Origin of the sequence: Psychrobacter sp. I-STPA6b (genome assembly GCF_020662265.1) — a bacterium.
Classification (GTDB): domain Bacteria; phylum Pseudomonadota; class Gammaproteobacteria; order Pseudomonadales; family Moraxellaceae; genus Psychrobacter.
Map to the genome: position 1 here is coordinate 1 of NZ_VEWM01000080.1, position 25,918 is coordinate 25,918.

The 25,918-nt window shown below is 37.5% G+C and carries 26 protein-coding genes and 1 other RNA gene; 11 read left to right on the plus strand and 16 right to left on the minus strand.

The window, feature by feature from the left end; genetic code table 11:
- Positions 1-94: 94 nt before the first annotated feature.
- The 12 genes from FHK88_RS09770 to FHK88_RS09820 all read right to left on the minus strand — a co-directional run bounded on the left by FHK88_RS09770 (position 95) and on the right by FHK88_RS09820 (position 7,125).
- On the minus strand, positions 95-268 hold the full coding sequence (locus FHK88_RS09770; RefSeq protein WP_227430563.1) for a hypothetical protein: 174 nt from the start codon (positions 266-268) through the stop codon (positions 95-97).
- Positions 269-277: 9 nt separating this feature from the next.
- Complete coding sequence (locus FHK88_RS09775) at positions 278-1,447, minus strand: RHS repeat-associated core domain-containing protein (RefSeq protein WP_227430564.1); 1,170 nt, start codon at positions 1,445-1,447, stop codon at positions 278-280.
- 58 nt (positions 1,448-1,505) lie between these two features.
- Positions 1,506-1,955, minus strand: coding sequence for a hypothetical protein (locus FHK88_RS09780; protein WP_227430565.1), 450 nt, complete (start codon positions 1,953-1,955; stop codon positions 1,506-1,508).
- 167 nt (positions 1,956-2,122) lie between these two features.
- Positions 2,123-2,245, minus strand: coding sequence for a hypothetical protein (locus FHK88_RS14205; protein ID WP_264480659.1), 123 nt, complete (start codon positions 2,243-2,245; stop codon positions 2,123-2,125).
- Positions 2,246-2,444: 199 nt separating this feature from the next.
- Positions 2,445-2,861, minus strand: a complete 417-nt coding sequence (locus FHK88_RS09785; protein ID WP_227430566.1) for a hypothetical protein — start codon at positions 2,859-2,861, stop codon at positions 2,445-2,447.
- Positions 2,862-3,038: 177 nt separating this feature from the next.
- Positions 3,039-3,671, minus strand: a complete 633-nt coding sequence (locus tag FHK88_RS09790) for a hypothetical protein (protein WP_227430567.1) — start codon at positions 3,669-3,671, stop codon at positions 3,039-3,041.
- Between the two features lie 90 nt (positions 3,672-3,761).
- Entirely contained in the window at positions 3,762-4,280 is a 519-nt protein-coding gene (locus FHK88_RS09795) for a hypothetical protein (protein WP_227430568.1), read from the minus strand.
- 215 nt (positions 4,281-4,495) lie between these two features.
- Positions 4,496-5,296, minus strand: a complete 801-nt coding sequence (locus FHK88_RS09800; RefSeq protein ID WP_227430569.1) for a hypothetical protein — start codon at positions 5,294-5,296, stop codon at positions 4,496-4,498.
- Between the two features lie 164 nt (positions 5,297-5,460).
- Positions 5,461-5,757, minus strand: coding sequence for a hypothetical protein (locus tag FHK88_RS09805; RefSeq protein ID WP_227430570.1), 297 nt, complete (start codon positions 5,755-5,757; stop codon positions 5,461-5,463).
- A 77-nt stretch (positions 5,758-5,834) separates the two neighbouring features.
- Positions 5,835-6,305: a hypothetical protein gene (locus tag FHK88_RS09810; protein WP_227430571.1), complete on the minus strand. Its 471-nt coding sequence runs from the start codon at positions 6,303-6,305 to the stop codon at positions 5,835-5,837.
- Positions 6,306-6,341: 36 nt separating this feature from the next.
- Positions 6,342-6,830, minus strand: coding sequence for a hypothetical protein (locus FHK88_RS09815; RefSeq protein ID WP_227430572.1), 489 nt, complete (start codon positions 6,828-6,830; stop codon positions 6,342-6,344).
- Positions 6,831-6,876: 46 nt separating this feature from the next.
- Positions 6,877-7,125 carry a hypothetical protein gene (locus tag FHK88_RS09820; RefSeq protein ID WP_227430573.1) on the minus strand — a complete coding sequence of 83 codons (249 nt, stop codon included), beginning with the start codon at positions 7,123-7,125 and terminating at the stop codon, positions 6,877-6,879.
- A gap of 960 nt (positions 7,126-8,085) precedes the next feature.
- Between FHK88_RS09820 and FHK88_RS09825 the strand changes: the two genes are divergently transcribed.
- The 6 genes from FHK88_RS09825 to FHK88_RS09850 all read left to right on the plus strand — a co-directional run bounded on the left by FHK88_RS09825 (position 8,086) and on the right by FHK88_RS09850 (position 16,063).
- Positions 8,086-9,816, plus strand: a complete 1,731-nt coding sequence (locus FHK88_RS09825; RefSeq protein ID WP_227430574.1) for a TolC family protein — start codon at positions 8,086-8,088, stop codon at positions 9,814-9,816.
- 213 nt (positions 9,817-10,029) lie between these two features.
- On the plus strand, positions 10,030-11,085 hold the full coding sequence (locus FHK88_RS09830; RefSeq protein WP_227430575.1) for an HlyD family secretion protein: 1,056 nt from the start codon (positions 10,030-10,032) through the stop codon (positions 11,083-11,085).
- Positions 11,086-11,118: 33 nt separating this feature from the next.
- Positions 11,119-12,600: an ABC transporter permease gene (locus tag FHK88_RS09835; protein WP_227430576.1), complete on the plus strand. Its 1,482-nt coding sequence runs from the start codon at positions 11,119-11,121 to the stop codon at positions 12,598-12,600.
- Positions 12,600-13,784, plus strand: a complete 1,185-nt coding sequence (locus FHK88_RS09840; protein ID WP_227430577.1) for an ABC transporter permease — start codon at positions 12,600-12,602, stop codon at positions 13,782-13,784. The genes FHK88_RS09835 and FHK88_RS09840 overlap by 1 nt, the downstream gene beginning before the upstream one ends.
- Before the next feature lie 183 nt (positions 13,785-13,967).
- On the plus strand, positions 13,968-15,467 hold the full coding sequence (gene creD, locus FHK88_RS09845; RefSeq protein WP_227430578.1) for a cell envelope integrity protein CreD: 1,500 nt from the start codon (positions 13,968-13,970) through the stop codon (positions 15,465-15,467).
- Positions 15,468-15,709: 242 nt separating this feature from the next.
- On the plus strand, positions 15,710-16,063 hold the full coding sequence (locus FHK88_RS09850; protein ID WP_227430579.1) for a hypothetical protein: 354 nt from the start codon (positions 15,710-15,712) through the stop codon (positions 16,061-16,063).
- A 15-nt stretch (positions 16,064-16,078) separates the two neighbouring features.
- Here the strand turns inward: FHK88_RS09850 and ffs are convergent.
- Positions 16,079-16,175, minus strand: an RNA gene (gene ffs / locus FHK88_RS09855) — signal recognition particle sRNA small type.
- A 264-nt stretch (positions 16,176-16,439) separates the two neighbouring features.
- On the opposite strand from ffs, the gene FHK88_RS09860 reads away from it, so the two are divergent.
- Positions 16,440-17,162 (plus strand): SIMPL domain-containing protein, encoded by a 723-nt coding sequence (locus tag FHK88_RS09860; protein ID WP_227430580.1) that lies wholly within the window; start codon positions 16,440-16,442, stop codon positions 17,160-17,162.
- A gap of 32 nt (positions 17,163-17,194) precedes the next feature.
- Here the strand turns inward: FHK88_RS09860 and FHK88_RS09865 are convergent, their stop codons facing one another.
- Both FHK88_RS09865 and glnA read right to left on the minus strand, forming a co-directional pair.
- Positions 17,195-17,779, minus strand: a complete 585-nt coding sequence (locus FHK88_RS09865; RefSeq protein WP_227430581.1) for a hypothetical protein — start codon at positions 17,777-17,779, stop codon at positions 17,195-17,197.
- Positions 17,780-18,048: 269 nt separating this feature from the next.
- Positions 18,049-19,458 carry a type I glutamate--ammonia ligase gene (gene glnA, locus FHK88_RS09870; RefSeq protein WP_227430582.1) on the minus strand — a complete coding sequence of 470 codons (1,410 nt, stop codon included), beginning with the start codon at positions 19,456-19,458 and terminating at the stop codon, positions 18,049-18,051.
- 797 nt (positions 19,459-20,255) lie between these two features.
- On the opposite strand from glnA, the gene FHK88_RS09875 reads away from it, so the two are divergent.
- The 4 genes from FHK88_RS09875 (at position 20,256) to FHK88_RS09890 (ending at position 23,808) form a co-directional block, all read left to right on the plus strand.
- The gene (locus FHK88_RS09875) at positions 20,256-20,894 is read left to right on the plus strand and encodes an anthranilate synthase component II (protein ID WP_227430583.1); all 639 of its coding nucleotides are present in this window, start codon (positions 20,256-20,258) and stop codon (positions 20,892-20,894) included.
- 67 nt (positions 20,895-20,961) lie between these two features.
- Entirely contained in the window at positions 20,962-22,044 is a 1,083-nt protein-coding gene (gene trpD, locus FHK88_RS09880; protein WP_227430584.1) for an anthranilate phosphoribosyltransferase, read from the plus strand.
- Positions 22,045-22,178: 134 nt separating this feature from the next.
- The gene (trpC, locus tag FHK88_RS09885) at positions 22,179-23,036 is read left to right on the plus strand and encodes an indole-3-glycerol phosphate synthase TrpC (protein ID WP_227430585.1); all 858 of its coding nucleotides are present in this window, start codon (positions 22,179-22,181) and stop codon (positions 23,034-23,036) included.
- A 40-nt stretch (positions 23,037-23,076) separates the two neighbouring features.
- Positions 23,077-23,808, plus strand: coding sequence for a Smr/MutS family protein (locus FHK88_RS09890; RefSeq protein WP_227430586.1), 732 nt, complete (start codon positions 23,077-23,079; stop codon positions 23,806-23,808).
- A 116-nt stretch (positions 23,809-23,924) separates the two neighbouring features.
- On the opposite strand, the gene FHK88_RS09895 is transcribed toward FHK88_RS09890, so the two are convergent.
- Positions 23,925-25,679, minus strand: a complete 1,755-nt coding sequence (locus FHK88_RS09895; protein ID WP_227430587.1) for a mechanosensitive ion channel family protein — start codon at positions 25,677-25,679, stop codon at positions 23,925-23,927.
- Positions 25,680-25,918 lie beyond the last annotated feature (239 nt).

Consider the following 25,918-nt stretch of genomic DNA (forward strand, 5'->3'; position numbering starts at 1 on the left):
GACTAAACTGATCGCTTCAAGCTTGAACTCTCGGCTATATCTTTTGCGTTTACTGGTCATACTGTTTCTCCTTTTTTACTGGTAGTATAACCTCTTATTTGTTGTCTAACTTTATTATGCCACTACAATCTTCACCATCTAATAAGGAAACTATCTCTTTAGCTTTTTCTAGGTCATATGTGTATAAAGGGTCTTCAAGTGTCACCGTTATGCCCTGTGATGTAATATAATAATGCATTTCAAACATATCTTGATTTTGTTCTTGCATGTTTTCCTCCTAATTAATCAGACCCCAAACATGTTGACAGGCGTCACAATAGTCTTTTCTTTTACCCAAGACTAAATATCCTGAATTTGGATTTTTATCTACTTCATAAGCCCATGTCCAACGAATATTTTTAACTCTAGTACCACCAAATAACAATTTGTCAGTAGCTCGGAATTCAGCACATCTACCCACAGTACTTGTTCCTATACAATCCCCAATCTTAACACCCATTTTGAGTGCATGTCCCCTCAATCTTGTTGAAGAGCTTCGATGTTGACCATTGAATGCTGCTACTCCTATCCCTTTCTTGTAATCAAATGCACCTGCTACAGTGTAAACTTTATTACGCTTTCTATTTCTTGCTGAATTAGGTGTGGTAGCTACTAATAGTCTTATTTTTACATGTGCCTCGACAAATCCTTTTGCATAATTACAAAAATCATTTCTTTTACCTTTACAGTTTCTAAGAGCCGTCTTAAAATAGCGAAGACCTAAGCGGTTTGCTATTGCCATACCACCTGCTGCTGAAGAGGTACTACCACTTCCAATACCCAAAACCCTAGCTGCTGCTGAGCCACCATGTGAGAGCCCCCTTATGGCAGCTGAGGATAAATTTGCTCTTATGTTAAGTCCACTCATCACACTCCCCAAGCTCATATGCCCACTCGGGTCAATATTCATCACAGGGTTAGCGTCAGCATACAAATACTTATTTAACGTTGTTGGATTACTGGCTTTACCCTGCCACGTATCCATCTGCGTAAACCTGCCCACGCCCTGATTATAATATCTGGCTCTTAAGTAATACTGATTTAGACTTCTATCGTATTGTTCTCCTGTATATAGATAAATATTATCGGTATTGCCTGTTTTGGTAGTGATTTCACCATAAACATCATACTGATAGCTATCTGTGATTTGTCCAGCCTGATTGGTTAAAAACTTAGTTGAACCTAAACCATCATAACCAAAGTAGCTGGTATTGCCATTCACATTTTGGCTGATTAAATCATCGCCATAGCTGTAGCTGGCTACAGGGGTGTTGTTCTGCTCCTCTAATATGACTTGAGCGTAAGAGCGGTTTTTGTCCGTAACACAATCAATAGTTACGCCATTTTTTGATTTGGCATTACGGATACCATCAATATCATAGCCAAAGGATACATCATTAGCTTGCACAAGCTCATTTCTGGCATTATAGCTATAGTTTGAATTTTTGAATGATTAAACATTTGTGTTAATTTAAGCCTACTATGTTTCCATCTTTGTCATAAACAAATTCTAAAAAATCACGAAAATCTATGACATCTAACGGCTCATATATTGGTAGCCCTGTAGTTTTTAATAGTTCTGCTCCACATTTTCTTAGATTAGTCCAATCCTCACCATTGTAAAACCCTTCAGCATCCATTCTAAAATTACCGTATGTCAATAAACGATGAAATTCTTTATAAACTTCAAAGTCACTATCTGACTCAAAATCAAAGTGGTCATAAAAAGCATCTTGAAACTTTTCCAGTGTGTTTAAAAATTGTACTAAATGATTACCACATTCATCTTTATTAGAGTTAATACCACCAATGATTCGTTCTTGTTCAATAGGAGGCAAAGTTAAAACACTTAACAACATCCACAAAAAATCACCAGCATCTTCATAATGTACATATGCTACAGAATATGTTTTCATTTTATACTTCATCCTCACCATTTATTGACATGATAGTGTAAGTTTCCATCTACCCAATATGATAATTCATCTCCCTTGACTCCATCAGAACCCCCATGACCTTCACGTGCTTCATGATAATCCATTCTCACTAATTGACGATTCACTATCCCTTTGGTGCCTTTGGTTTACACGCCAATACCAAACAATGAACCATATACTTCCTCTTTTTTTGCACCAAATACAATTTTAACTGGGACTTTTTTATTTCCCCAACTTACCTTGGCAGATGTTTGTATAGTGTTTTGCATATTTATACCAAAAGTCAAAGGCATATATACTAAAAAACCAGTAACTCTAACGCTTCTTTTAGAGAGGTCTTCAGACCAATTACCTAATCCTGTACCAATTGCTATAGGAAAATTAATACTTGCACTTTGAATTGCTTCCGCACTTAGTTGAACCTAAACTATCATAATCCAAAACATTGTATATCTATATCACATTTATTTATATAGGATCTACCCAAAAGAATAACTTAGCCAAATTTGAACTGTATATAAAAATTATCAACTCGTCATAGTCATCTTCTAGGATATAAACTTCCTCATATCCGTCTAATTTAAAATTATCAACATCTAACTGTTTGTTCCCTATTGTTATTACAGAATAAGGATAAATTTTAATCCGATTGATTATTACTGATATTTTTTTATAAAACTCATCTATATTGATTTCTTTATAAATAAAAGCTCTCCTTTCTTCATTAAATAAAGCCTTATTTTTTTGATTATATTCCAATTCATTAGCTTGAAACCAAACTACCTCTAAGCTTTTATCAAAGCTCAAGTTATTATGGCTTTGCTCAATCCATAGTATATCGCCATAACCTTCATCTTGAGTCTTATATTCAAGCTCTATATTCATATTTATTTACCGTATCGGATAACCTTGCAACATAATCCCATTTTAACATAGTATTGAATCTTGTAAGGTCTAATATATGCTGAAAAAACCGTAGCTAAAACCAGAAAGGGATTAGAATATCTTAGAAATTGCTATTATAAGATAATTTCCTTCTACAAATGGCTTGTTATTAAATACTTAACTCATTCTAATAGAATATATCAATTTTTTTATAAATGGTAAATAATATTTACAAAAAATCCTGTCAATATCTTTAAGTACAGGTTTGATGATAGTATGGACTTGCCAATCTTCAATACTATCTATAAAGAATATCTCTTCGAATAACTCCCAAGTCTTTATCATTTCAGGTGAAAAATTAAGTTTAGTGACACCATGTTTCTTAGCACTTTCATAATTGAAACTATATTCATTAGTTAATAATGATGTCATTAGCTCTTTGGTTGGCTCCATTATTTCTGAAGAAGTATTTGTACAACCCTCAAAATCGCATTTATATAGCGTTATGCCAATATAATTAGAGTTAATACAGCTTAAGTTACCGTTTAAGTCTACATTAAAGTTATTTTCACACTCATTTGCAAACTTTATCTCTTTGGCAGATGTTCTGATATAAGGAATAATATAGTTTCTATTTTTTACGAAGCGAATACCGAAATAGACATAAAGATTCACCTTACTATCTTTATAGATAGAAATAGAGTATGCTGAGCCTTTATTTTTCCAGTTATCTAATATTTCTATATTATAGTTATCTTGAAGTATATTAAGAGTTTCTATTAATATCATTTTTTCAAATTGTTTTAACATTCATTATAATTCTATATATTTTTAGCAAAAACTTTAGAATATTGCCTAGCAAACAAAATATCTTCTTTAAATTTACTAGAACCTATTATTTTATAATCGCAAATCTTCAGCTTCTATATTAAACCGACGTTTTAACATTATTTTCCAGTACTCTACTGCTACTGTTTCAAGATCCTCAAAAATTATTGAAAATTCATTTTCAGGCATTACTTTATTTGCTAAATATCTATTCCTTGTTAATCGACCATGTAAACGCTCTAAAGATACCATCATATAATTTCTTTGAAATTCTTCTGTAGGTTGATTTTCTCTATAATAGTCCAACCAGTAACCACAAAAGTTAAACTCATTCATCTCAGGGTCTCTCAAAGGTAAAGAATCGCTCCATCCTACAGATACTCCATACTCTCCTCTTGTATAGGCTATATTAAAGAAAACAACTAGATTTGTTTCTTTATAAAACCTTTTCAAATAAACAAAATCTGTAAGTTTTGGCAACTTAACATACAAGCTAGGCGTATTTGTCAAACTCCAACCAGAGTAATTCTGTAAAAAATTATCTTTTAAATTTGCAAGTCTATTGGTGGCATCTGCCTTATTTAATATCATTATATAGCCCTCATAAAAAAATCATCTAAAAACATTAAATCTCAATGTTAATTATAATCTCGACTCATTAACCCTACTTGAAAAACCAATCTTGTCATTTTTTGAACAATGATTTTGCTGTGCTCCATTCAAGTTAGCTGGTTTTTGGGGTTATAGTCTAAAAAGGAGAACTATCAAGCTAACGAATATTTTTAATTCTATTCAATAAAATATTGCTAAAAATTATCTATAACTTTATCCAAAATATTGATATCCTTATTATTCTTAACTAAATATAGCTTAAACCTATCAGAATAAGTCAATGACTCAATCATTTTTTCTTTGTTATTTTTCACAAAAGTTTCACTTTCAGAATGATTTATCTTTATCTCTGTACTTCCTACATAAGGTACTAGCTCGCAATCTACAAAATCTAAGATAATAGCACCTTCTTCTTTTGTGATATTATTTGAGCAATCTTTTTGATATAAATACCAAAAGAGTAGAGTCTCTTTACCTATAATCATATCTATTAGATTCAAAATATTTATAACACCATCTGTATGATATTTATCTAATAGATAGGATTGTATTTTTTTATGAAAGTAAGTGTATCTTTTGTTTTTTATTCGGTGTTTGGTGGTAATACACCCCCGTTTATTACTATAGCTTTCTTCAAATTCTAGTGATGAAAACCACCCCAAATCATATCGTTTATTTTCCCGCAACTTCCCTTTAAATCCATCAAAATTTATTTCATCTTGAATATATTCTTCATATTCTTTTTTAGCAAGTACTGATAGTTGAGGTATGACTTTAGAGATTTTTTCTGTTCCACGAATTAAATTTTTATCATGCTTTTTTAGTATTAACCTTAGCCAATAACTCAAATCAATAACATCTGACAAACCCGCCATATGACCATGGTAATCTATATACATTTGACCTATATTATCCAGTATGTGAAACACATAATCGCTGTTATCATCACTTCTATCAATACATATAAGCTCACAATAATCTACTAAAATTGCCATAATTTAAGATCCTTCGTGTTTATATCTTAATTTTAGACACAACTTTGGCATAAGCAGTTCCTGTAACTTGTACTGCCATTGATATTTTGACTGTTTAAGTCATCACCATAGCTATAACTGGCTACAAGGATTTCATTTTATTTCTCTAGCAATAATGAAAGTTATCAAGGCGTACCATATTTTAAATCATAAGGTTTAAATCCAAATTTTTCTGGTCTAACTGAAAATTCATCAATTTTATCTATTAGAAATTTTTGTTTATTTTCATTGACAAATTCAAACTCGTATTTTATTTCTACTACATTAATACTAATCGCAACTTGAATGCTATTCAAATATATAGTTATAGTATCGTTGTCATCTTCTAAAATATGGCAAAGCTTTATAATATATTCCAGTTCATTTTCTTGTATATGTTTAGTAGTAGATAAACTACTATTTCTTTCTGAAAAAAACTTCACTATGTATTTCATGGTAAAAAATACACACTATCACAGATTCTACGAGAGGGGAAAATCATAGTTAGAAGTGGTATTAGTCAACACTTAAACCATGATTTCGGTAGTGTTTCTAGGTTTGAAATATCATAATCAGTAAGATAACTATCAATAGTTTTTTTATTCTCAAAAACATCTAAAAGGCTATTGCTATAATATTCTAATATGGTATCACCAGCTCCTATATCTAAAAAATAGACTGGAGAAATGATAGATTTATCTTTATATAAGATAATAAAAAGAAATTGTGAATTATAATCACATACAGGAAATAAAGCCTCTGGCCATTGAGTATTCATTTGGCAAGACTGTTCAATAAATTCTTTATATATATAAACTGCCTCTGTAATAGGCAAAATTGATTGTTCAATGAGTAAAAACTTACCTTCATTGATAAATTTCTTATCATAATCCATGCCCAATATAAATTCTTTATATTGATAGTATATTTCTGGTAATACAAAAGGATTTATCAAGGATTCACATTGTTCAAAACAATCCATATTATTCATATTAACATTCCTATTATCTTAAACATACCAATCCATTTAAAAAACATCTTGTCTATTATAAATCGGTGCTGGGTACATATAATCTGGCAGACATATCTCAATCGGTCTTTTTAAACCAACAGGATACAACTCAACCTCTAACAATCCATCTGTTGCTAATTTTCTTACATACTGCCATTTTTTGCTATTTTTTAATTCATTTGGCTCAAACATTAAGACATCTATCTCTAAAAATGGTTTATATATACCTTCAAATATAAACGAACATAATTCTTCAAGTGACCCAGCAAATTTATTATTTGTAGTAGGAATGGATTTCATATGTGGAAAAAAGTCAGAAAAAGTATTGTATAAAAACATTTTAACAAGCTGTAGAATATAGTTACCTTCATCTGACAACCTATCATAAAAATGACCATAATCATAAGATGGTTTACCAATCATTTGCTTTTGCTCTGGATAACCCATACTAAAAAAAGTAATAATTTTCCATATCTCCGAGTATTTCATTCTTTGATTAAACATTTCATCAACTCAATTTTATATAACTCAATATTATTAAGAAGTCAGTCTAAGCTCCATTTTTTTCAAAGCCATATTTTTCTAGATTCTCAATATAGTCGTCTATGTTATCTAGCATATCTATAACTTCTTCAAGTGTGCATTCTTTATAATAGTAAGGCAGAGGTAAACTAATATCTACCAAAAAACTATAAGGCTGTTTTTCTATAGTAATATATTGTGGTATACCTGTACATATTAGCTTATTTAGTCCTGAGTATATGCCTTTATATCTTTTTTTAGGTCGGGTATCTATCATCTAAAGTAGACTTTGAAACATTATATTCCAGAGATAATAAAATTTCATCAGATTCTAGAAATCTCTAAATCACTGTCAGGTATTTTTTTAATAAATTATTTTGATGGATATAATTGATAAATACTATGATATCACCATAGTATTCATTGTAATAACTCAATAATTTATAAAAACATCCAAATATTATTCATGATTACAGATTGTAACCTTAACGCTATATATTGGTGCATAAAATAAACCCATATAAATAATCCTATATTGGTAACTTAGAGATAGCAACGGCGTCAACTGAGTCATCAACCTCAAAATACTTATTTAACCTATTGGACTACTGGTTTTATATTATAAATCCATCTGTACAAACCTATCACTTTAATAAATAAGCCACCTGCATTCATTGCCTTGATTAAGTCACTGTTTGTTAAAATCAGCTTCTCAATTTTTCTATAAATATGAATGTTCAACAAGCTTTAGTAGCATCATTTAAATATTACTTATTTAATTTTTTATCTAAAAAGCCCGATATGAGTTAACATCTGTTTTTTTCTTCGGCAAGCCCCAGCCTTATACTTTCCAGTCAACACACAAGCCGTTTGCCCAGCATGATTGTGATAGGATATATTGCTTGTGCAAGGACGCATGGTATGTATGTTTTATTTAGCCTTCAGCCTTACTTTATGACTACATAACTACTGATAACCTTATATGAACTTATAAGGATAAGTCATCAATATGATGTGTCACCATATACTGACTATGTCCTCTAAATATTGTAGTGACACACTGCTAACTGGATTTAAAAAACTGTATTCAAAAGTAGAATAAAGCATGATACTAACAACGAAAAATCCTGTAATCCATGACAATAAACAATAGCAAATAATGATAAATGATTCACCTACTCATTAATATCTGGCTTTAGACACTTTTTATCCACTTTATGTTTTAGATGGTATCCATATGACCTCAACGCATCACTCATCCAAAAGCACCCATATTCAGGCAGTATCTTATTTGTTGCTTGGGATATCAGTCATTCCAAGCATACCAACTGCATTGGCAAACACAGAAGCGCCAGCAGCTCAAGCTACAGATACAATGATTACCTCTGTAACCATTGATGAGACACCAGTGTCTCAGTATGTAGAGACAACCTCCACTGAAACAATACGCTTAGCACCACAAGCAAACAACATACAAAACAATCTTCAAAGTAGCATACAAAGTAATATTCAAAGTGGTGAGCAAAATGACGTGCAAAGCGTTGCGTTACAGACTTATATCGACCCAAAATCAGGTATGGTTATAGATGATACATACGCACTGGATGTGCCAAGTCTGCTTAGCCTAGACCAAGCTCAACGAGTACTAACACAAGTGTCACCAAAGATGGCTGCCAATAATGCTGCCATTGCTGCCAGTGAGCTTCGTGCCGAAGCAACAGAGTCTTTAAAGCAGCCGATGGTGTTTTTAAATGCCTCGGCCACACACTATGATATCAATCATGATGTGAGCTTATCTCAGCTCAAGTCTGGCATTCATGATGGTATCAATCAAGGTATTAACAATCTAGGCTTAGGAACGCTGCCACCAAGTATTGACCCTTCATCTATCATTACCAATCACATTCCTGATAATTATGAGTTTCATCGTGAGGGTAACAATACTCGTGCAGGCGTTGCTGTTGTCTGGCCAGTCTATACTGCTGGACGTACAGATGCCATTACAGGATTTGTTGATGCACGCACTCAAGAGGCTCAAGCTGATGCTTTGTTAGATGGTAATACGCTATACACGACCTTAGTACAGCGCTATTTTAATGCCCAGCTTGCCATTATTGCTGCATATTTGCGTGACGATGCACTACGCACTATCCAAGAGACTGACCACATGGCACAGCGCCTATTAGATGAAGGTTTTATCTCGACAGTAGAGCGACTAGAAGCAAAGTCCGCCCTTGCTGAAGCACAAAGTGAGGCCATCAAAGCACGCAATGATGCCAGACTTGCTATGACAGCATTACAAAGTTTATTGCGTACCCCTACACCCATTAAACCAACAACGCCACTATTTGTATATACCAGACCACTACCAGAGTTAGCCTACTTTCAAGATTTGGCATTAAAAAATCACCCTGGACTTAAAAAAGTCGATGCGAAATATCAGCAGGCCTCTCAGATAAGAGCATTTTCAGATACTGGCTTTAAACCTACCATTAATATTTTTGGTTATCATGAGATTGATAAAAATCCTAGTTGGGTTGCTGGAGTATCAGCAAACTGGAAGCTATGGGGCGGTTTAAATAAAAGTGCACAACTGGCGGCTGGCGATGCCTCTTTGCGACAAGCACAGCTTAGTAAGCTTGATGTGAGTGATAATATCCTACTATTGGTCGAAAAAAACTGGCAAGCCGTTGATAATGCTCGTGTCCGCTTTTTATCATTAGGCAGCAATGAGCAACTCACTGCTGAAGTGCTACGTCTAAAACAACTTGGATTGCAAGAAGGGGTAAATACTGCCATTGACGTTGCACAAGCACAGACTAAATACCTAAAAGCACGCACAGAAAGAGCAGCAGCAGCGAATGATTATGTTCAAGCTCTTGCCAACCTAATGGAAAGCTGTGGTACACCTTTGGCATTTAATGACTATATGAATCAAGCAGATGTACGTTTACCACAGTTATATTAGAAGCAACTATATTAGAAACAGCTATATTAGAAATGGTTAAAAAGGTTTCAGTGGTTACTGATGCTGAAACTGACAGCGAATAGAGATTTATCAAATATTTTACACACATTGAGCATCAATACACTGCAATAACCTGCCTAAAATTGATGATACAACATTGATGGCATAACAGCTTATTGTAGATAAAAGATATTATTTTAAAGGATAAACAGTATGACCCCATCGACCACAGTAAAAATAAGAAAACTGGTCATTATCTTACTGGTAATCAGCGCACTCGGCTTTATCTTTTATGGTCTGAAAAAAAGTCACGATAGCAATGATGAACCCATCACTCTACAAGGACAGATGGAAATGCAGACCACTGCCATCGCCTCCAAAGTTGCTGGACGTGTTGCCAAAGTCTTTGTCACTGAAGGTGATTTTGTAGAAGTTGGTGAGCAGCTTATCGAAATGGACTCACCAGAAATCACCGCAAAAATGAATCAAGCATTGGCAGCCAGAGAAGCCGCTCAAAGCCAGCTTGATAAAGCAGAGGCAGGCGCACGCCCCCAAGAAGTTGCGCAAGCAAAAGCGGGCTGGCAAGCACATCAAGCTGCTGCTGAGCTTGCCCAAAGTACCTATGAACGTGTCAATCGTCTTTATAATGAAGGCTTGATGGCTCGTCAAAAACGTGATGAAGCGTATACACAATATATTGCCCAACATGAGCAAGCTGAAGCTGCCCGCCAACAGTATAACTTAGCACTAGAGGGTGCAAGGTCTGAGGACAAACAAGCAGCAGCAGCACAGGTGGCACAAGTCGATGCCAAAATCGAAGAAGCGCAAGTGGCTCAAGATGAAGCAAACTTAAAAAGTCCCATTGCAGGTATTGTGGATGATGTCATCATCAATGCTGGTGAAGTTGTTGGTCAAGGTGTACCGCTGATGACCTTAGTAAACCCTGAGCAGCAGTGGGTCGTATTAAATGTCACCGAAAACTACCTTAATCAATTTGGCATTGGACAGCATTTTACTGGGCATATCCCTGCTCTATCAACACCTGAGCGTCCTTATCAACAAGAGTTTGTGGTCTATGCCAGCTCTATGCTTTCAGACTTTGCCACATGGCGTGCAACCAATAGTGAAGATGGATTTGATGTGCGTACCTTTGAAATCAAAGCACGTCCAACCACACCAAATAAAAATATCCGTGCTGGTATGAGTGTAACCATCAAGGTAGACCCCAATCTTTCTAACGCTAACCCTTCTGGTGTCAGCCATAACTAGCCCATAAGAGCAGACAGACGAAGAGCGCCTACCATGACTTTAGACGATACTTTGCGTACAAAGACCAAACGCCCCTACTCTCAAGATAGCGCCCCAGGCAATATCTTTCAACGGATGGCTCAGGCCTTCTGGCGTAGCGCACGCTACGAGGGGAATTTTTTACGCCATAATCGCTGGGATTTTAGCGTTCTATTTTGGATACCACTTGCTGTTATCGTGCTGGTCTGGTGGATTTTTTCACGCCCATTTATTGTTAATCTACCCATTGGAATGATTAATGATAGCCATAATAGCTATTCGCAAACCTTAATCCGCTATCTTGATGCCAGCCCAGACCTAGCAGTGACACAGATATTTAAAAATAGCAATGAGGCAAATGATGCTTTATTACGCCAGCAGGTCTATGCGGTCGTCATTATTCCCAGAGATTTTGGTGAAAAAATCAACCAAGCTCAAGCCTCTCCTGTATTATTAGAGGTTAACGCCCAATTTGGCTCACATTCTGGTATTATTCAGCGTGGGGTACAATCCGCAGTTGGAACATTTTCCGCTGGGGTGGAGATTAAACGTAGCATCAAACAAGGTAGTAACCCAAGCCAAGCCAAAATAGACTACTCTCCCATTTCCATTCAACGAGTTAGCCTATTTAATGCAGGCAGTAATTATCAGCTATTTTTAGCCTCTACTGTCTTACCAGCTCTACTTCATATATTGGCAATGGTTGTTGGAGCAACTACAATAGGACGAGAAATACGTGACTGCACCTTTGCTGATTGGTGTCAGTTACTCACTGCCAAAACTTATACCAATACTCATACTCCAGCAAACGAAAATTCATTAACATCAATCCACTTTCCATCATTTGCACAACAAACATTTGTTGCAACGCCGCATTCAAATGTTGGTAGCACAGGCAATGGCTATACCCTAGAACATCGCTTAGCACCCCCTCAGCACTTGCTCAATACATCAACCAAGCAAGCCACACAACCCATGCAGTCCAAACAGCACTCCCCTTCACTACTGATACTGATAGCAGGTCTTCATGGTAAATATCTGTGGGCAATATTGGCATATGCTCTATGGGGTGCCGTTGCCTTAACACTGGCACTACAGCTTAACCATGCTAGTATTGGTGCATGGGCAGTCACTTATGTTGCCTATCTACTGCTATTATTACTGTCTATATGGCTGGGTGCAATTTTTAGTCTTGCTGGCTATTCACTGCGTATGGGGTTATCAATAACGGGCTTTGTCTCTGCACCATCCTATGCCTTTGCAGGGGTCGCTTATCCTTATATTGCCATATCCGATAGTGCTAAATATTGGGCAGATGCCTTGCCATTAACCCATTATCTTAAACTTCATATTGGCTTATTACAGATGCATGCACCACTTGATACATACCGTGGTATTTTATATGGTTTATTAATTGCCACATTGGTTTCGATGCTACTTACTGCATTGTTATGCAAGCGAGCATGGGCGCATCCTGAGCGCTGGGGGGCACGCTAATGACCCATCATCTTAATCATTCTCATAAGCAACACTCTCAGCAAGATAACTCACAAGGATTTTTAGAGAGCTTTTTAACCACTTTACGCTCAATATTTACAGATAAGGGCGTTATCTTGATGTTGGTCATCGCTCCAATTATTTATGGTTTCTTTTATCCTTGGCCATATAATGACCAAATCATTGTAGATATTCCCGTTGGTATCGTGGACTATGATAATAGTAAACTGTCACATACCATTATGCGCTATAGCAGTAGTAGTCCTCGATTAGAGATTAAAACGTTTGATAATGAGCAAGCTGCAAAAGAGGCTCTATGGAATTATCAAATCGCTGGCTATTTAGTGATTCCCCCTGAGCTAGAAAAAAACGTCTATTCTGGACGACCTGCTCATGTCAGTATTTTGGGTAACGGGGGGTACTTTATACTCAATAAATATGTGCAAACAGGATTTACACAAGCAGTTGCGACCGTATCGGCAGGTATTGAGGTTAAGCGCCATGTAGCACATGGTGAGCGTATTGAGCATGCAAAAACAAATACCCAAGCAGTACCCTTGCGTATCGACCCGCTATACAACCCAATAGAAAGCTATGGTGTCTATATTGTACCTGCCGTTGCTATCTTGATTTTACAGCAAACCCTATTGATGGGTACTGCCATGCTGATTGGCACATGGGCAGAAAAACGCCAACAATATGCTTCCTTGTTAGGTTGGCTTGGACGCATCTGTGCATTAAGCTTTATTGGTATTGTTATTGGTGCATTTTATTTTGGCTGGATATTTAACTTTCAAGGCTACCCTAGAGGGCATAATCCCATTGGGGCGATGGTCTTTTTAGTTATCTTTACCTTTGCTGTCTCTGCTTTGGGCTGTTTACTAGGGTTATGGTTTCGTCAACGTGAACGTAGCTTACAGATTCTGATTTTTAGCTCACTGCCCATCTTTTTTCTTAGTGGCTACCCGTGGCCAACTCAGCAACTACCAGAAGCACTACAGTATTTACGCTGGGTAATACCGACCTCTTCTGGTATGAATGCTTCTGTACAACTGAATCAAATGGGTGCTTCCTTGGTACAGGTCAGCCACTACCTATATGCACTTGCCCTATTATTTATTGTTTATTTTTCACTATTAATCATTGTTGATAAACGACAAAAACGCAAACTTCATTCACCTTAACAACCATTACCTCATGTCACCATATGACCAGCCAGCCATCACAACGCTGGCTTTTTTCATGGTTTTTCCATCAACTCTACATCCTCCTTCCTTAGTTAACTTATAAGCTGTTATGGCTAATTAATTAAACAACTCTATCCAATAAATACTTAGCAAATATTCATACAATACTAAGGAAATGCCATGCAAAAAACACTGTTTATCAAGCTGTCCATCATCATTGGACTGTGTATTCTCTTTGCCGTTGGGCTAAGTATGATACAGTCACTGGTCTATGAGCGAAAAAACTATGCCAGCTCTGTCATTCAGGAAATTAGCACCCAGCATGTCAGACCACAAGAGCTGATGACCCCTTTTATTGTCATTCCCACCACCGTCACACCTGAGTGTCATGAGGTACAAACAAGTACACAAGCGAATGAACAAAAAAAGGACTGCAAAGAGCCTTATACACATCTCATCCCAGTTTTACCAGAACAAACACAGGCAAAACAAAACCTAAATGTTAGCACTGACACCTATCAGCGTGGTATTTATCATGCTACCAGCTACAAAGGCACACTTAACTTTTCTCAGCAGTATAATATCAAAGCAAACTTGTCGCCTGATGATATCCACAACCTCTATCTACAAACGGGAATTAAACCCCGTCAAAATACCAATAGCCCAACTGTAGATGCTGTGACAACGAATGATACACCACAACAAAGTGACCGCATTGATAAACACTTTAATGATATTCAACTTATCATTCCAGTGTCTGACTTACGTGGTGTCTCACAGCTTCCTACCGTTACTATTAACAATCAGGAAATAAGCGCCAGCTACCCAACAACGCCTTTACTCTTAGGCATCAACTATGTCACTGTAAATCTACCTGCATCTGTATTACAGAATGGCTCTCTACAAGTACAAATATCGCTACCGTTAGTTGGTATCAGTGAAATACAAACCATACCTTTAGGACAACATTTTGACTTAAATATAAATAGCAACTGGCATGCACCAAACTTTATTGGTGATGCACTGCCAAATGAAAAGAACTTTACATCTCAGGGCTTTGATGCACATTGGCAAAATCAATATCTCACCATTAATAATAATCAAACATTGACTCGTTGCCTACATGCACCACTACAGACTTGCTATATTGAAGCTCAATATAACACTGATAATGGCTCAAATACTGAGGAAGTAAACGACTTTATCCATCTAAACAGCTTTGGCGTGGACTTTGCTGAGCCGAATAATATCTACCTACAAACCCAACGTACCATGAAATATGCACTACTACTGATACTGGTTTCTTTTGGTACTTTCTTCTTATTCGAAATCATCAAATCAACCCGTATCCACCCCATACAATATGTATTAGTTGGGGCGGCACTATTGGTATTTTATGTCTTACTTCTACCACTAGCAGAGCAAGTCAAATTCTGGCAGGCCTATGCCATTGCGGCAGGTGCATGTGTCAGCCTAATTGGTTGGTATGCCTACTATATTCTTGGTAGTGTCAAACGCGCTGCCATCTTTACTGCCCTGCTTAGCGGTTTATATGGTGCATTTTATGGCATCTTAACCACCGAAGAGCTTAATCTATTATTAGGTGCAGTATTCTGCTTTATTATCTTGGCAGCAGTCATGTATATGACCCGTAAGATTGACTGGTATGAAATTGCCTAGCCAACTTCATACATTGATTTTATATATTGATATCAAATGTGGCGATAAGTTATTTCAACTCAGTATTGCACAATAGTCAAAAAAACATAGTCAAAAAACCATAGTCAAAGCAAAACTGTTTAGTGACTCTTTGACTATATTTTGACTCTTATATTTATCACCACATAGGATATGTTGAGCTTTTAGCTTGTTAAGCCAAATAATTGTAACAACTTTAACCATTTATAACTAAGGATACTCTGATGCTAGCGCAATCACATTTAAACACCAACCAAAACCATCAAGCACACTACTTAAATAGTGGCCAATTATATAGTAGAAGATTACACAGTGAGCAAAGAGCGCACACTTCACAACATCATCACTACCACTATAACCATAGTCACCAGCCCAATAAAACAATACCCCCCTCTAGCAAAGAGGCTCAGTGGCTTGGTATGAGTAAAGAGAATTGCTTGGCTAAATGCCAGACACAAGATATCAGCCAAATTGCATTTGCACATTGGCTTGCTTTACCCCAATTAGGAATTTTATTAGTTTTTAAGAAACAGCAATGTGTCGCTGTTGAGAGACTTTTAAACTGCAAGGAATTTTAGGCACAAAAAAAGCGACTCCACCAGCACATCCTCGGCACACATTGCTTCTACTACCGTTGCTACCTTCCGGTCCTGGCGGGATTCATAGAGAAATGTTGCGAGGCTACCAATGGAGCCACCGAACCCGTATTATACATCATTCATGTTGTATTGCAAGTGTTAAAAGTAAATCTACCGTTAATCATCTATGACTACTCTGAATGACAAATATCAGACCTGTTGAATACACATATCATCTATCCAGCTTTCTTTTCAGGTTTATAAGGCTATTCAACTTAATAGTAACGTTAGACACAATAAACCTACCATTATAGCCAAATAAATCTTGATATGATAAATAGGCTGTTTATTCAATAACTAACTAAGGATATCCATTATGAAAAGAATGCTTCACTCTCTACCACAAGCGATTGCTCTAAGTACAGCCATCATAGCAACACTTGGCTTTAGTGCTACTTCACATGCTGAGCCATCGGGCTATAATCAAATTAGCTTTTCAACACAAGTACAAACTGAAGTAGAAAATGATGAAATATCTGCCAGTTTATATAAGCAAGTCCAAGCCAGTACACCACAAGCATTAGCAACACAGCTAAACAGCGCCATGAACCAAGCCATCGCCACTGCCAAACGCTACCCAAGTGTTAAGGTCTCTACTGGACAGCACCACAGCTACCCTCGCTATGATGATAACCGTAAAATCATCGGCTGGACAGGTAGAGCCAGCATTCACCTAACCAGTACAGATTTAGCAAAAACCAGTGAGCTAATCGCTGAGCTACAAAATACGTTAATCTTAAATCAGATAAACTTTGGCGTCTCTCAATCCAAACAAGACCGCGTCGAAAAAGAGCTATTGACTCAAGCATCGAAGGCATTTCAACAACAGGCAAGTAGTTTAGCCAGTGCTTGGAATGCCTCAGGTTATCGAGTAGTTTCTGTTTCTTTAAACTCTCAAGGTAACTATGCACCACCTATGCTGATGCGCAATATGGCCATGAGTGAAAGTGAAAATATAACTCCACCAGCACCAAACTTTGAATCAGGCAACAGCACACTAAGTGTCAGCGCCAATGGTACAATTGAGCTGGTACAGTAAATCTATGAATCAGTTTTATTTATAAGTTATATTTAAAAGGCACTTCCACGATTACCATATGGGTTAGGTTGGGTGGTGCCTTGTTTATTTGGTATTTTGGCATTATCAGGCACGGACTGCTGTCGTAACTGAACATATGCTTTTTTATACCATGGTAAGCGATTATAAGCCTCAATACGCTCAGCTTCAGCTTGCTGTGCTTGGCGTTGCTGTCTGACATAAGTATTTTGAATCACATAAATAGTTCGATTCACTGGTGCAGTTTCTGCTCCCGTTTGTTCATTTTTAACCAGAACAGACAATGTATGTTCACCAGGATTTAGCTGAACTGTAGCTATACTAGCACTTAGACCCGTTGCAACTTGATGACCATCTAGCAGTATCATAGCAGTATCATTTGCTCTAAGTGATGGTGCTACTTGCACCTGTATATCGATACTTTGTCCAGGTTTTTGATAGGCACGACTGTCACTTGGTTGGGTAATACGAACTTGATAATTTGGCATGACTTGAGCCGATGCTGTTTGACTGTTGGTTTCAGCATGCACAATACTCATGCCAGCCATACTACCTAACGCAAATAGTACGCCAGCACAATAGGTTGTTATTATTCTCATAATGAAATTCCTCAGTTTTTTATATTATAGTCAACGAAGTTATAAACTGGTACAAGGCAGGCAAGTGCAGATAGTACGGTTGTACAGCAAGCGAGCCTAACACCGTAACAGTTATCAAGTTCATTGACTATAGTCAATTTTGTATGTTCTTTATATCATGTTACACAATATAAAAAAACCCAGCCACCATCATTCATAAAGAATTAAGTAGCTGGGTTTTCTCATGATAATTTATCATTGAAGATAAACTATCAACTTGTTATCAATGCTTAGCAGCTATAGTACATATCAAACTCTACTGGATGTACTGTTGTATTTAGACGCTGTACTTCTTCCTCTTTTAGAGCAATATAGCCTTCTAGCATATCTTTAGTAAATACATCACCTTTTAATAAGAAGTCATGGTCATCTTTTAGTGCTTGTAATGCCACTTCTAAGTTTTCAGCAACAGTAGGGATTTGTGCTTCTTCTTCAGGTGGTAAGTCATATAAGTTTTTGTCGGCTGCATCACCAGGGTGCATTTTGTTTTGGATACCGTCAAGACCTGCCATCAATAAAGCAGCAAATGCTAAGTATGGGTTTGCAGTTGGGTCAGGAAAGCGAGCCTCAACACGAACAGCTTTCGGACTAGTGACGTATGGGATACGGATTGATGCTGAGCGGTTACGTGCAGAATAAGCCAATTTAATTGGTGCTTCGTAGTGTGGCACCAAACGCTTATAACTATTGGTTGATGGGTTAACGATTGCATTCAATGCACGTGCATGCTTGATGATACCACCGATAAAGTATAGTGCTGTCTCTGAAAGACCTGCATATTCATCACCAGCAAATGTGTTTTGTCCATCTTTTGAAATAGACATATGCACATGCATTCCAGAGCCATTATCACCAACAATAGGCTTTGGCATAAAGGTTGCTGTTTTACCAAATTGATGTGCTACATTATGTATCACATATTTTAACTGTTGTACTTCATCCGCTTTACGCACCATGGTATTAAATGAAACGCCAATCTCAGACTGACATGAAGCGACTTCATGGTGATGAACTTCAACACGGTCTGCACCCATGATATCTTCTAAACGCTCACACATAACTGAACGCATATCTTGTGAGCTATCGACTGGTGGTACTGGGAAATAGCCGCCTTTTACGCGAGGACGGTGTGCCATATTGCCCCACTCGTAGTCTTCATCAGTTGACCACGCTGCCTCTTCTGCAGTGATTTTATGACGAGCACCAGACATATCAATTGACCATTTTACATCGTCAAATACGAAAAATTCAGGCTCAGGACCAAAATAAGCAGTATCACCAATACCTGTAGATTTTAGATACTCTTCAGCACGACGAGCGATTGAACGAGGGTCACGCTCATAGCCTTGCATGGTTGAAGGCTCAATGATGTCACAAGTTACAACAACTGTTGTTGCATCAAAAAATGGGTCAATAAATGCTGTTTCTGGGTCAGGGCGTAAAATCATATCTGACGCTTCGATACCTTTCCAACCAGCGATAGATGAGCCATCAAACATTTTACCATCTTCTAGTACGTCTTCATCGACTGTTGACGCAGGATAGCTAATATGTTGCTCTTTACCACGAGTATCTGTAAAACGGAAATCAACCCATTTTGCATCAGATTCTTTAATTAGGTCTAATAATTTATTTGACATAAACGCTCCATATGTATTTAACTTAAATAAAACTAACAGCAAAACTGCCCATTAGTTAGATGCCTAAAAATATGATTTATAACGAAATCTCATATATTCACACCTAAAGTTATAACCATCCACTAACTATATAGGGTGATGAGGATTTGTTTTATAAAAAATTTTCCATTTAGTATAGGGTAAGCCCGACAAAAAACCTAGTCATAATTAGCCATAATTCTAAATTCGTAGCTCTAAATGTTCAGTCCTATGACAGCATAAAGACCACAATACCCTGCTTTATCTACCCTAATCACTGTTAATAATGATACTGCAACGGGTATGCCAAGTTTACTATACTGGGGGCTATTTTTACCAAAAAAATCCTAGAGCTTATAAAAATAAAGAGAAAAAATACCATTGATACCTCAATTATTACCAGATACGTCCTCGTATTCTCGATATTTCCTACCTAAAGAGTATTTTGCTAATTCTATGGTTCTGTTATTACTTAACAGATGGATATATCAATAGCCCTCCTATATCACTGCACTAAAATAGTGCATATTATTCACATTACCAGATAAGTAAGTGCATATTTTTTGTGCATAAATATTTAACGCCCTATTTTTGTGCATACTAATCATAAAATCATGCTAAGCAGACAGTAACAAATAGATATTAGTAAACAGGCTAAAGGTAAATAGGTAGATTAGAAATACCTCAACCAATGAATATATGCGGTGAACGATAACCCGAGTGACTTAATTTCCGATATAATACGCTGCCTGTTTTTTTCTGCTGATTTTGAGCCAGTTATGTTATTAATGATTGATAACTTTGATAGCTTTACCTATAACATTGTGCAGTATTTTGAGCAACTGCAACAAAGCGTACAGGTAATAACAAACAATGCGGTTACCATTGAGCAACTAGAAGCCATGAGCTTTGATGCCATCGTTATTGGACCTGGACCTTGCACCCCATCTGACTCAGGCATCTCATTGCAAGCCATTGAACATTTTGCTGGCAAAGTACCTATTTTAGGTATTTGTTTGGGGCATCAAGCGATTGCTCAAGTTTATGGTGCATCCATTATTCGAGCAGCCGAAGTTATGCATGGGCGTACTTCATTTGTATATCATCATCAACAAGGTATCTTTGCCAATATTGCTTCTCCCTTTCTTGCAACCCGTTATCACTCACTGGTTATTGACAAAAATACATTAGCTGATACGCTTGAAGTGACAGCATGGACAGAAGATGAAGCCGGTATGCCTTTAGAAATCATGGGTATTCGCCATCGGCAACACTGTATTGAAGGGGTTCAGTTTCATCCTGAATCTATTTTAAGTGAGTCAGGATTTACCTTGCTCAATAACTTTTTGTTGCATAACAATCTTGGTGGATTACCACTAACAGCACTGCCTTCTGTTGCCTTAAACACAAACAGTTAGGGACTGATAATAGTCAGCCAAACACCCACTCTCAAATATTAAAATGAGTCACTATAAAGAGAATTTTATGAGCCAAAATACACAAGTAATGGATGAGTCTGCACACCAATTGATGACGACTGCGCTAAACCGTATGTTACAGCGTATCGACCTTACCCAAACAGAAATGCAGGAAGTGATGAACATCATCATGCAAGGCGGTTGCTCCGATGCAATGATGGGGGCATTATTGGTTGCACTACGGATGAAAGGTGAGTCTATTGAAGAGATTACGGCGGCAGCCAGTGTCATGCGCCAACTTGCCAGCACTATTGAGCCTCAAAACTGCAACTATCTTGTAGATATCGTTGGTACTGGTGGTGATGATGCCAATCTATTTAATGTTTCAACCGCCGCCGCTATGGTTACCGCAGCAGCAGGTGCGCAAGTTGCTAAACATGGAAATCGTGGCGTATCTTCCAAATCAGGTAGTTCAGACGTTTTAGAGCAAGCAGGTATTAATCTGGCACTAACACCAGAGCAAACCCAACAATGTATTGAGCAACAAGGCATTGGCTTTTTATTTGCCCCCAACCACCATAAAGCCATGAAACATGCCATCAATGTACGACGCACATTAAAAGTACGCACCATTTTTAATATTTTAGGTCCTCTCACCAATCCGGCTGGTGTACCAAATTTAGTTATTGGTGTGTTTACTCCAGAGCTATGCGAGCCTCTGGCACATGTTATGAAAAACTTGGGTGCAAAGCATGTGATGGTCGTTGGTGCAAAAGATGGGCTTGATGAAATCAGTCTGGCAACCAGCACCAAAGTTGCTGAGCTAAAAGATGGTCAAGTCTCAATTTATGAGCTACTACCAGAAGATGCTGGTATTGAGTCACAAACACTGGTTGGTTTATCTGTGCAATCATCTGAAGAAAGCTTAGAGATGATTCAACAAGCCTTGAGTGGTGAAGAAACACATAACAGTCGTATCTTAAAAGCACGAGATATGATTGCTCTAAATGCAGGGGCTGCCATTTATGTGGCAGGACTTGCCAGCAACTTCCCCAATGGAGTCAGCCAAGCACAAACCATTATCCAGACGGGGGCTGCCTTAACAAAACTGCAAGAACTGGCTAAGTTTACCCAAAGTTTTAAAGACTAGTTTCAAAGCCTAATTTTAAAAATTAGCCTTTGAAAATAATGGATGTCATATCTCTTAAACCATCTGTTGACATCATTATTACAACAACTTTTTCATTTTTAATGATTTTAAACCCTACTATAGAGCAATTATTCATGAGTGCATCCAACATACCCTCAATTTTAAAGCGAATTGTTGCAACCAAACATCAAGAAGTCCTTGATGCCAAAGCAGCTCATCCACTCACTCAACTACAAGAGCAAGTCAGCCAAATTCAACAAGATAAAGCCCTTGCTACCCGCCGTGGTTTTGTACAAGCTTTACGGCAAAAGCAACAAAATGGGCAAATCGGTGTGATTGCTGAAATCAAAAAAGCTTCTCCCTCCAAAGGCGTTATCAATCATAACTTTGACCCCACTGCATTTGCCAAACAGTATGAGCAAGCAGGGGCGGCATGTTTGTCTGTCTTAACTGACAAAGATTACTTTCAAGGTGCGGATGATTATCTCAAACAAGCGAAGGTTGCCTGCCAACTGCCTATTTTACGTAAAGACTTTATGGTAGATGACTATCAGATATACCAGTCTTATATTCTTGGCGCAGACTGCATTTTATTGATTATGGCATGCTTAGATGATGCAACTGTCAAACAGCTTCATCATACAGCTTGCCAGCTTGGTATGGATGTATTAATTGAAATACATACCCAAGAAGAGCTAGAGCGCGCCTTGGCACTACCTAAAAGTGAACACAATATCTATGGTATCAACAACCGTGATCTAAATACCTTTAATACCGATCTAAATACTTCTTTGCAACTTGCCTCACAGCTACAACAAACACTGGATAATCCATTGATTGTCAGTGAAAGTGGTATCCATACACCAGAAGACATTCATCTGATGACAGATGCACATATCAGTAGCTTTTTGATTGGAGAGCAGTTTATGAAAACCCAACATCCTGGTACACAGTTACAAACCCTACTTGATAGCGTCGCATCAAGCCAGTAAAGTAGTCACTAATTTTTTTAATTGTTAAAAGTTTATTATTATGTCAAATTCATTATTTTCTAAAGAAATGCAAAACCAGCTTAAAGAGCTAAAAGGTCAGTTAAGCCGTGGGCGAGAAACTGCCAGCACTGACCCTGAAAACCAAAAGCCTACTGAGCCAGTTGCTCTACCAACAAAAAAACAAGTCGAAAAAACCGTAAAACGCCTAGACAGTGAGCATATTGATGATGATAAAGTGCTGTTTATGCAGGCAATGGCAGGTGTCACCCCTATTCAAGATAACAACACCATCTCACCTGTGCAAAAACCAAACATCAACAAACCAGATGCTACCACTTTATCAAAACGTGCGGCTGCTCAAGGGGCAGATACAGACACATTAGGTGCAGGACTGTCTGATATGCAGGCTCTACTCAACCCTGTTTCTGGTGAATCCTATCTTGCCTATAAAGTTGCTACCTTGCAAAACAAAGTATTTAATCAGCTCAAGCAAGGCAAGTTACGCTGGTATGATGCTGTTGATATTCATGGTTGCACTATTGATGAAGCACGAGATGCCGTTACTCAGCTACTTTCCCAAGCCAAAAAGAACGGCGAAACTGTTGTCAAAATTGTACACGGCAAAGGTACGGATGCTGTCCTCAAAACCTGTGTCAATGGCTGGTTACAACAAATCCCTGATGTCTTAGCATTTTGCTCAGCACCTCCAAAAGATGGTGGTAATGGTGCTGTCTTAGTATTATTAAAAAAAGCAGCCTCTAGCAAAGACTAACCACCTACCAGTATTTTAAATCTATAAACAAAATACTATGGACCGTCAAAAAAATAAGCCTAGTTAAACTAGGCTTATTTTTTATGGCTAATACTATATATCTACATGTCTCATATCTACTCAGAATCAGCAGAATCTATCTGACCACGACGCTTTATCTGTTCAGTTAATACTGGCAGAGACTCATGACTACTGTCACTTTGTGCTGGTTTTTGGGCATTTGTATCTAACAACATTTGTTGTACTGGTAGCGCATGCTCTGCACCATATGCCTCGACTTTCGCTAACACATCAAGTAATAACTGGGTTTGTTTATCATAAAAATCAGCCGCACCTTGTGCATTAATATATGCTCGCAACTCAATCACAAAACAATCCTGACGCAGCTCTGCTAATCTAACCTGATTCCACTCACTATTAGTCAGCTCATGCTCATCAATAAACTCATTAAGACCGACAATCAACTGCTGTAATACCGCCGTATCTGTAGTACGCTTAATATACAAGTTATGCAAAAATGAAAACATATCACGCTGAGCAAAGTTTTCAATGCGCAATGAAGAGAAATCACCATTTGGCACTGTCACAACGGTTCGATTCAGTGTTCTAATCCTTGTCGAACGGATGCCAATATCAACGACTGTACCTTCTTGATCACCAAACTTACAATAATCACCAACACGTACTGGCTGGTCAGCAACCACAACCACACTACCAACCAAGTTTTCTATCATCTTTTGCGCACCCAGTGCCAGTGCCAAACCACCCACACCCAGTGCAGCTATCCCTGTGGTTAAATCAAAGCCCAAATTGCCAAAAATAAAAATCATGGCAAAAATTAGCAAAATCGCTTTTACCAATTTACGCAACAAACTTAAAATAGAAACTCGCTCTGTATGATTGCGACGATAGCTCAAACGCTCTGCACGATTAAACACCGCATCAATAACGCGCAACAACAACCATGTCAGTGCAAACCATGCCACAATATCCTTGATACGACTGACTGGCTCACGCACTGTCACAGATACGCCAGCATATACCATCACCTCTGTTAATATCATTGACGTAACTACCAACGCTAAAGGCAGAATCACCTTAGCATCAACTGGCAAAGGCTTGCGGCGAATATAGGGATATACCAGCTTGAGTAATAAATACAATACACCAACCAATAAATAGGCAATAAAACAACAAGTCAGCGCCAATAAAAAGACAGCTACAATATCTGCCAAGTTATAGCCATAAAATTTGCGCCCCTCTAATGGTGTCAGTGTATACCTATCTACCAGTGTGGACTGCGCCTCAAACCCTGCACGTTTAATCGCCCGAATTGTACCATCAGAAAACTGCCAGTAATGATTACCATGCTCTGCGATTCTTCGCTCTAAAATGAGATCAATTGTATGCTCATCACGGCTGACTGTTCCGACTTTTTCTTGGTTTGGTGGCAGTCTATCTGCCATATTACCCGCTGGACTACCACTAATCTGTAAGTCTGTCTGTAGTCGTCCACCAGTATCTAATGCCAACTGTACCTGACGTACTGTTTCATTGACATTATCATTAGGGCTCAAATGTAGATAATTGGCAGCCAATGTTGGATCATTGTCAGATAAAGCGCGAATAAACCCTTGTACCGTACCACGTGGTGTCTGCCGACCAAAAGGATCAACAATGTCCTGATCTGCTATTGTGGTAACTGCCTCAATATCTGTGGTCGAACCCACCGCAAATACTGTCGCTTGTGCAGCACTCATGCTACATAGCAGATAAATCATAAGGCTAAAAACAGTGGTCAATAACCACGTAGCGATACAAAATGATTTCTTTTTCAATGGACTCAATGGAATGAACACAGCTCGCATCATGATGACTCACAATTAGAAATAGAAAATAAATAATGAATAAACAACCTGTTATGTTAACAACTTTTTGAATCTTTGCACGCCTACTTATTATTGAATAAACAAAATAGGACACTAAGTGAGTTTTGGTAATAATTTATATACATTTTCATTTAACTTCATGAATAATATTCATCTTCACATGAATAAATTATGGCAAATTAACGTTTATTAATTGTCAAAATTTAACGATAATGTTACTC

Excerpts from the sequence above, each read along its gene's own strand:
- FHK88_RS09770 (WP_227430563.1), bottom strand. The coding sequence starts at position 268 with ATGCAAGAACAAAATCAAGATATGTTTGAAATGCATTATTATATTACA.
- FHK88_RS09780 (WP_227430565.1), bottom strand. The coding sequence starts at position 1,955 with ATGAAAACATATTCTGTAGCATATGTACATTATGAAGATGCTGGTGAT.
- FHK88_RS14205 (WP_264480659.1), bottom strand. The coding sequence starts at position 2,245 with ATGCAAAACACTATACAAACATCTGCCAAGGTAAGTTGGGGAAATAAA.
- FHK88_RS09785 (WP_227430566.1), bottom strand. The coding sequence starts at position 2,861 with ATGAATATAGAGCTTGAATATAAGACTCAAGATGAAGGTTATGGCGAT.
- FHK88_RS09790 (WP_227430567.1), bottom strand. The coding sequence starts at position 3,671 with ATGTTAAAACAATTTGAAAAAATGATATTAATAGAAACTCTTAATATA.
- FHK88_RS09795 (WP_227430568.1), bottom strand. The coding sequence starts at position 4,280 with ATGATATTAAATAAGGCAGATGCCACCAATAGACTTGCAAATTTAAAA.
- FHK88_RS09800 (WP_227430569.1), bottom strand. The coding sequence starts at position 5,296 with ATGGCAATTTTAGTAGATTATTGTGAGCTTATATGTATTGATAGAAGT.
- FHK88_RS09810 (WP_227430571.1), bottom strand. The coding sequence starts at position 6,305 with ATGAATAATATGGATTGTTTTGAACAATGTGAATCCTTGATAAATCCT.
- FHK88_RS09815 (WP_227430572.1), bottom strand. The coding sequence starts at position 6,830 with ATGTTTAATCAAAGAATGAAATACTCGGAGATATGGAAAATTATTACT.
- FHK88_RS09820 (WP_227430573.1), bottom strand. The coding sequence starts at position 7,125 with ATGATAGATACCCGACCTAAAAAAAGATATAAAGGCATATACTCAGGA.
- FHK88_RS09825 (WP_227430574.1), top strand. The coding sequence starts at position 8,086 with ATGACCTCAACGCATCACTCATCCAAAAGCACCCATATTCAGGCAGTA.
- FHK88_RS09830 (WP_227430575.1), top strand. The coding sequence starts at position 10,030 with ATGACCCCATCGACCACAGTAAAAATAAGAAAACTGGTCATTATCTTA.
- FHK88_RS09835 (WP_227430576.1), top strand. The coding sequence starts at position 11,119 with ATGACTTTAGACGATACTTTGCGTACAAAGACCAAACGCCCCTACTCT.
- FHK88_RS09840 (WP_227430577.1), top strand. The coding sequence starts at position 12,600 with ATGACCCATCATCTTAATCATTCTCATAAGCAACACTCTCAGCAAGAT.
- creD (WP_227430578.1), top strand. The coding sequence starts at position 13,968 with ATGCAAAAAACACTGTTTATCAAGCTGTCCATCATCATTGGACTGTGT.
- FHK88_RS09850 (WP_227430579.1), top strand. The coding sequence starts at position 15,710 with ATGCTAGCGCAATCACATTTAAACACCAACCAAAACCATCAAGCACAC.
- FHK88_RS09860 (WP_227430580.1), top strand. The coding sequence starts at position 16,440 with ATGAAAAGAATGCTTCACTCTCTACCACAAGCGATTGCTCTAAGTACA.
- FHK88_RS09865 (WP_227430581.1), bottom strand. The coding sequence starts at position 17,779 with ATGAGAATAATAACAACCTATTGTGCTGGCGTACTATTTGCGTTAGGT.
- glnA (WP_227430582.1), bottom strand. The coding sequence starts at position 19,458 with ATGTCAAATAAATTATTAGACCTAATTAAAGAATCTGATGCAAAATGG.
- FHK88_RS09875 (WP_227430583.1), top strand. The coding sequence starts at position 20,256 with ATGTTATTAATGATTGATAACTTTGATAGCTTTACCTATAACATTGTG.
- trpD (WP_227430584.1), top strand. The coding sequence starts at position 20,962 with ATGAGCCAAAATACACAAGTAATGGATGAGTCTGCACACCAATTGATG.
- trpC (WP_227430585.1), top strand. The coding sequence starts at position 22,179 with ATGAGTGCATCCAACATACCCTCAATTTTAAAGCGAATTGTTGCAACC.
- FHK88_RS09890 (WP_227430586.1), top strand. The coding sequence starts at position 23,077 with ATGTCAAATTCATTATTTTCTAAAGAAATGCAAAACCAGCTTAAAGAG.
- FHK88_RS09895 (WP_227430587.1), bottom strand. The coding sequence starts at position 25,679 with ATGATGCGAGCTGTGTTCATTCCATTGAGTCCATTGAAAAAGAAATCA.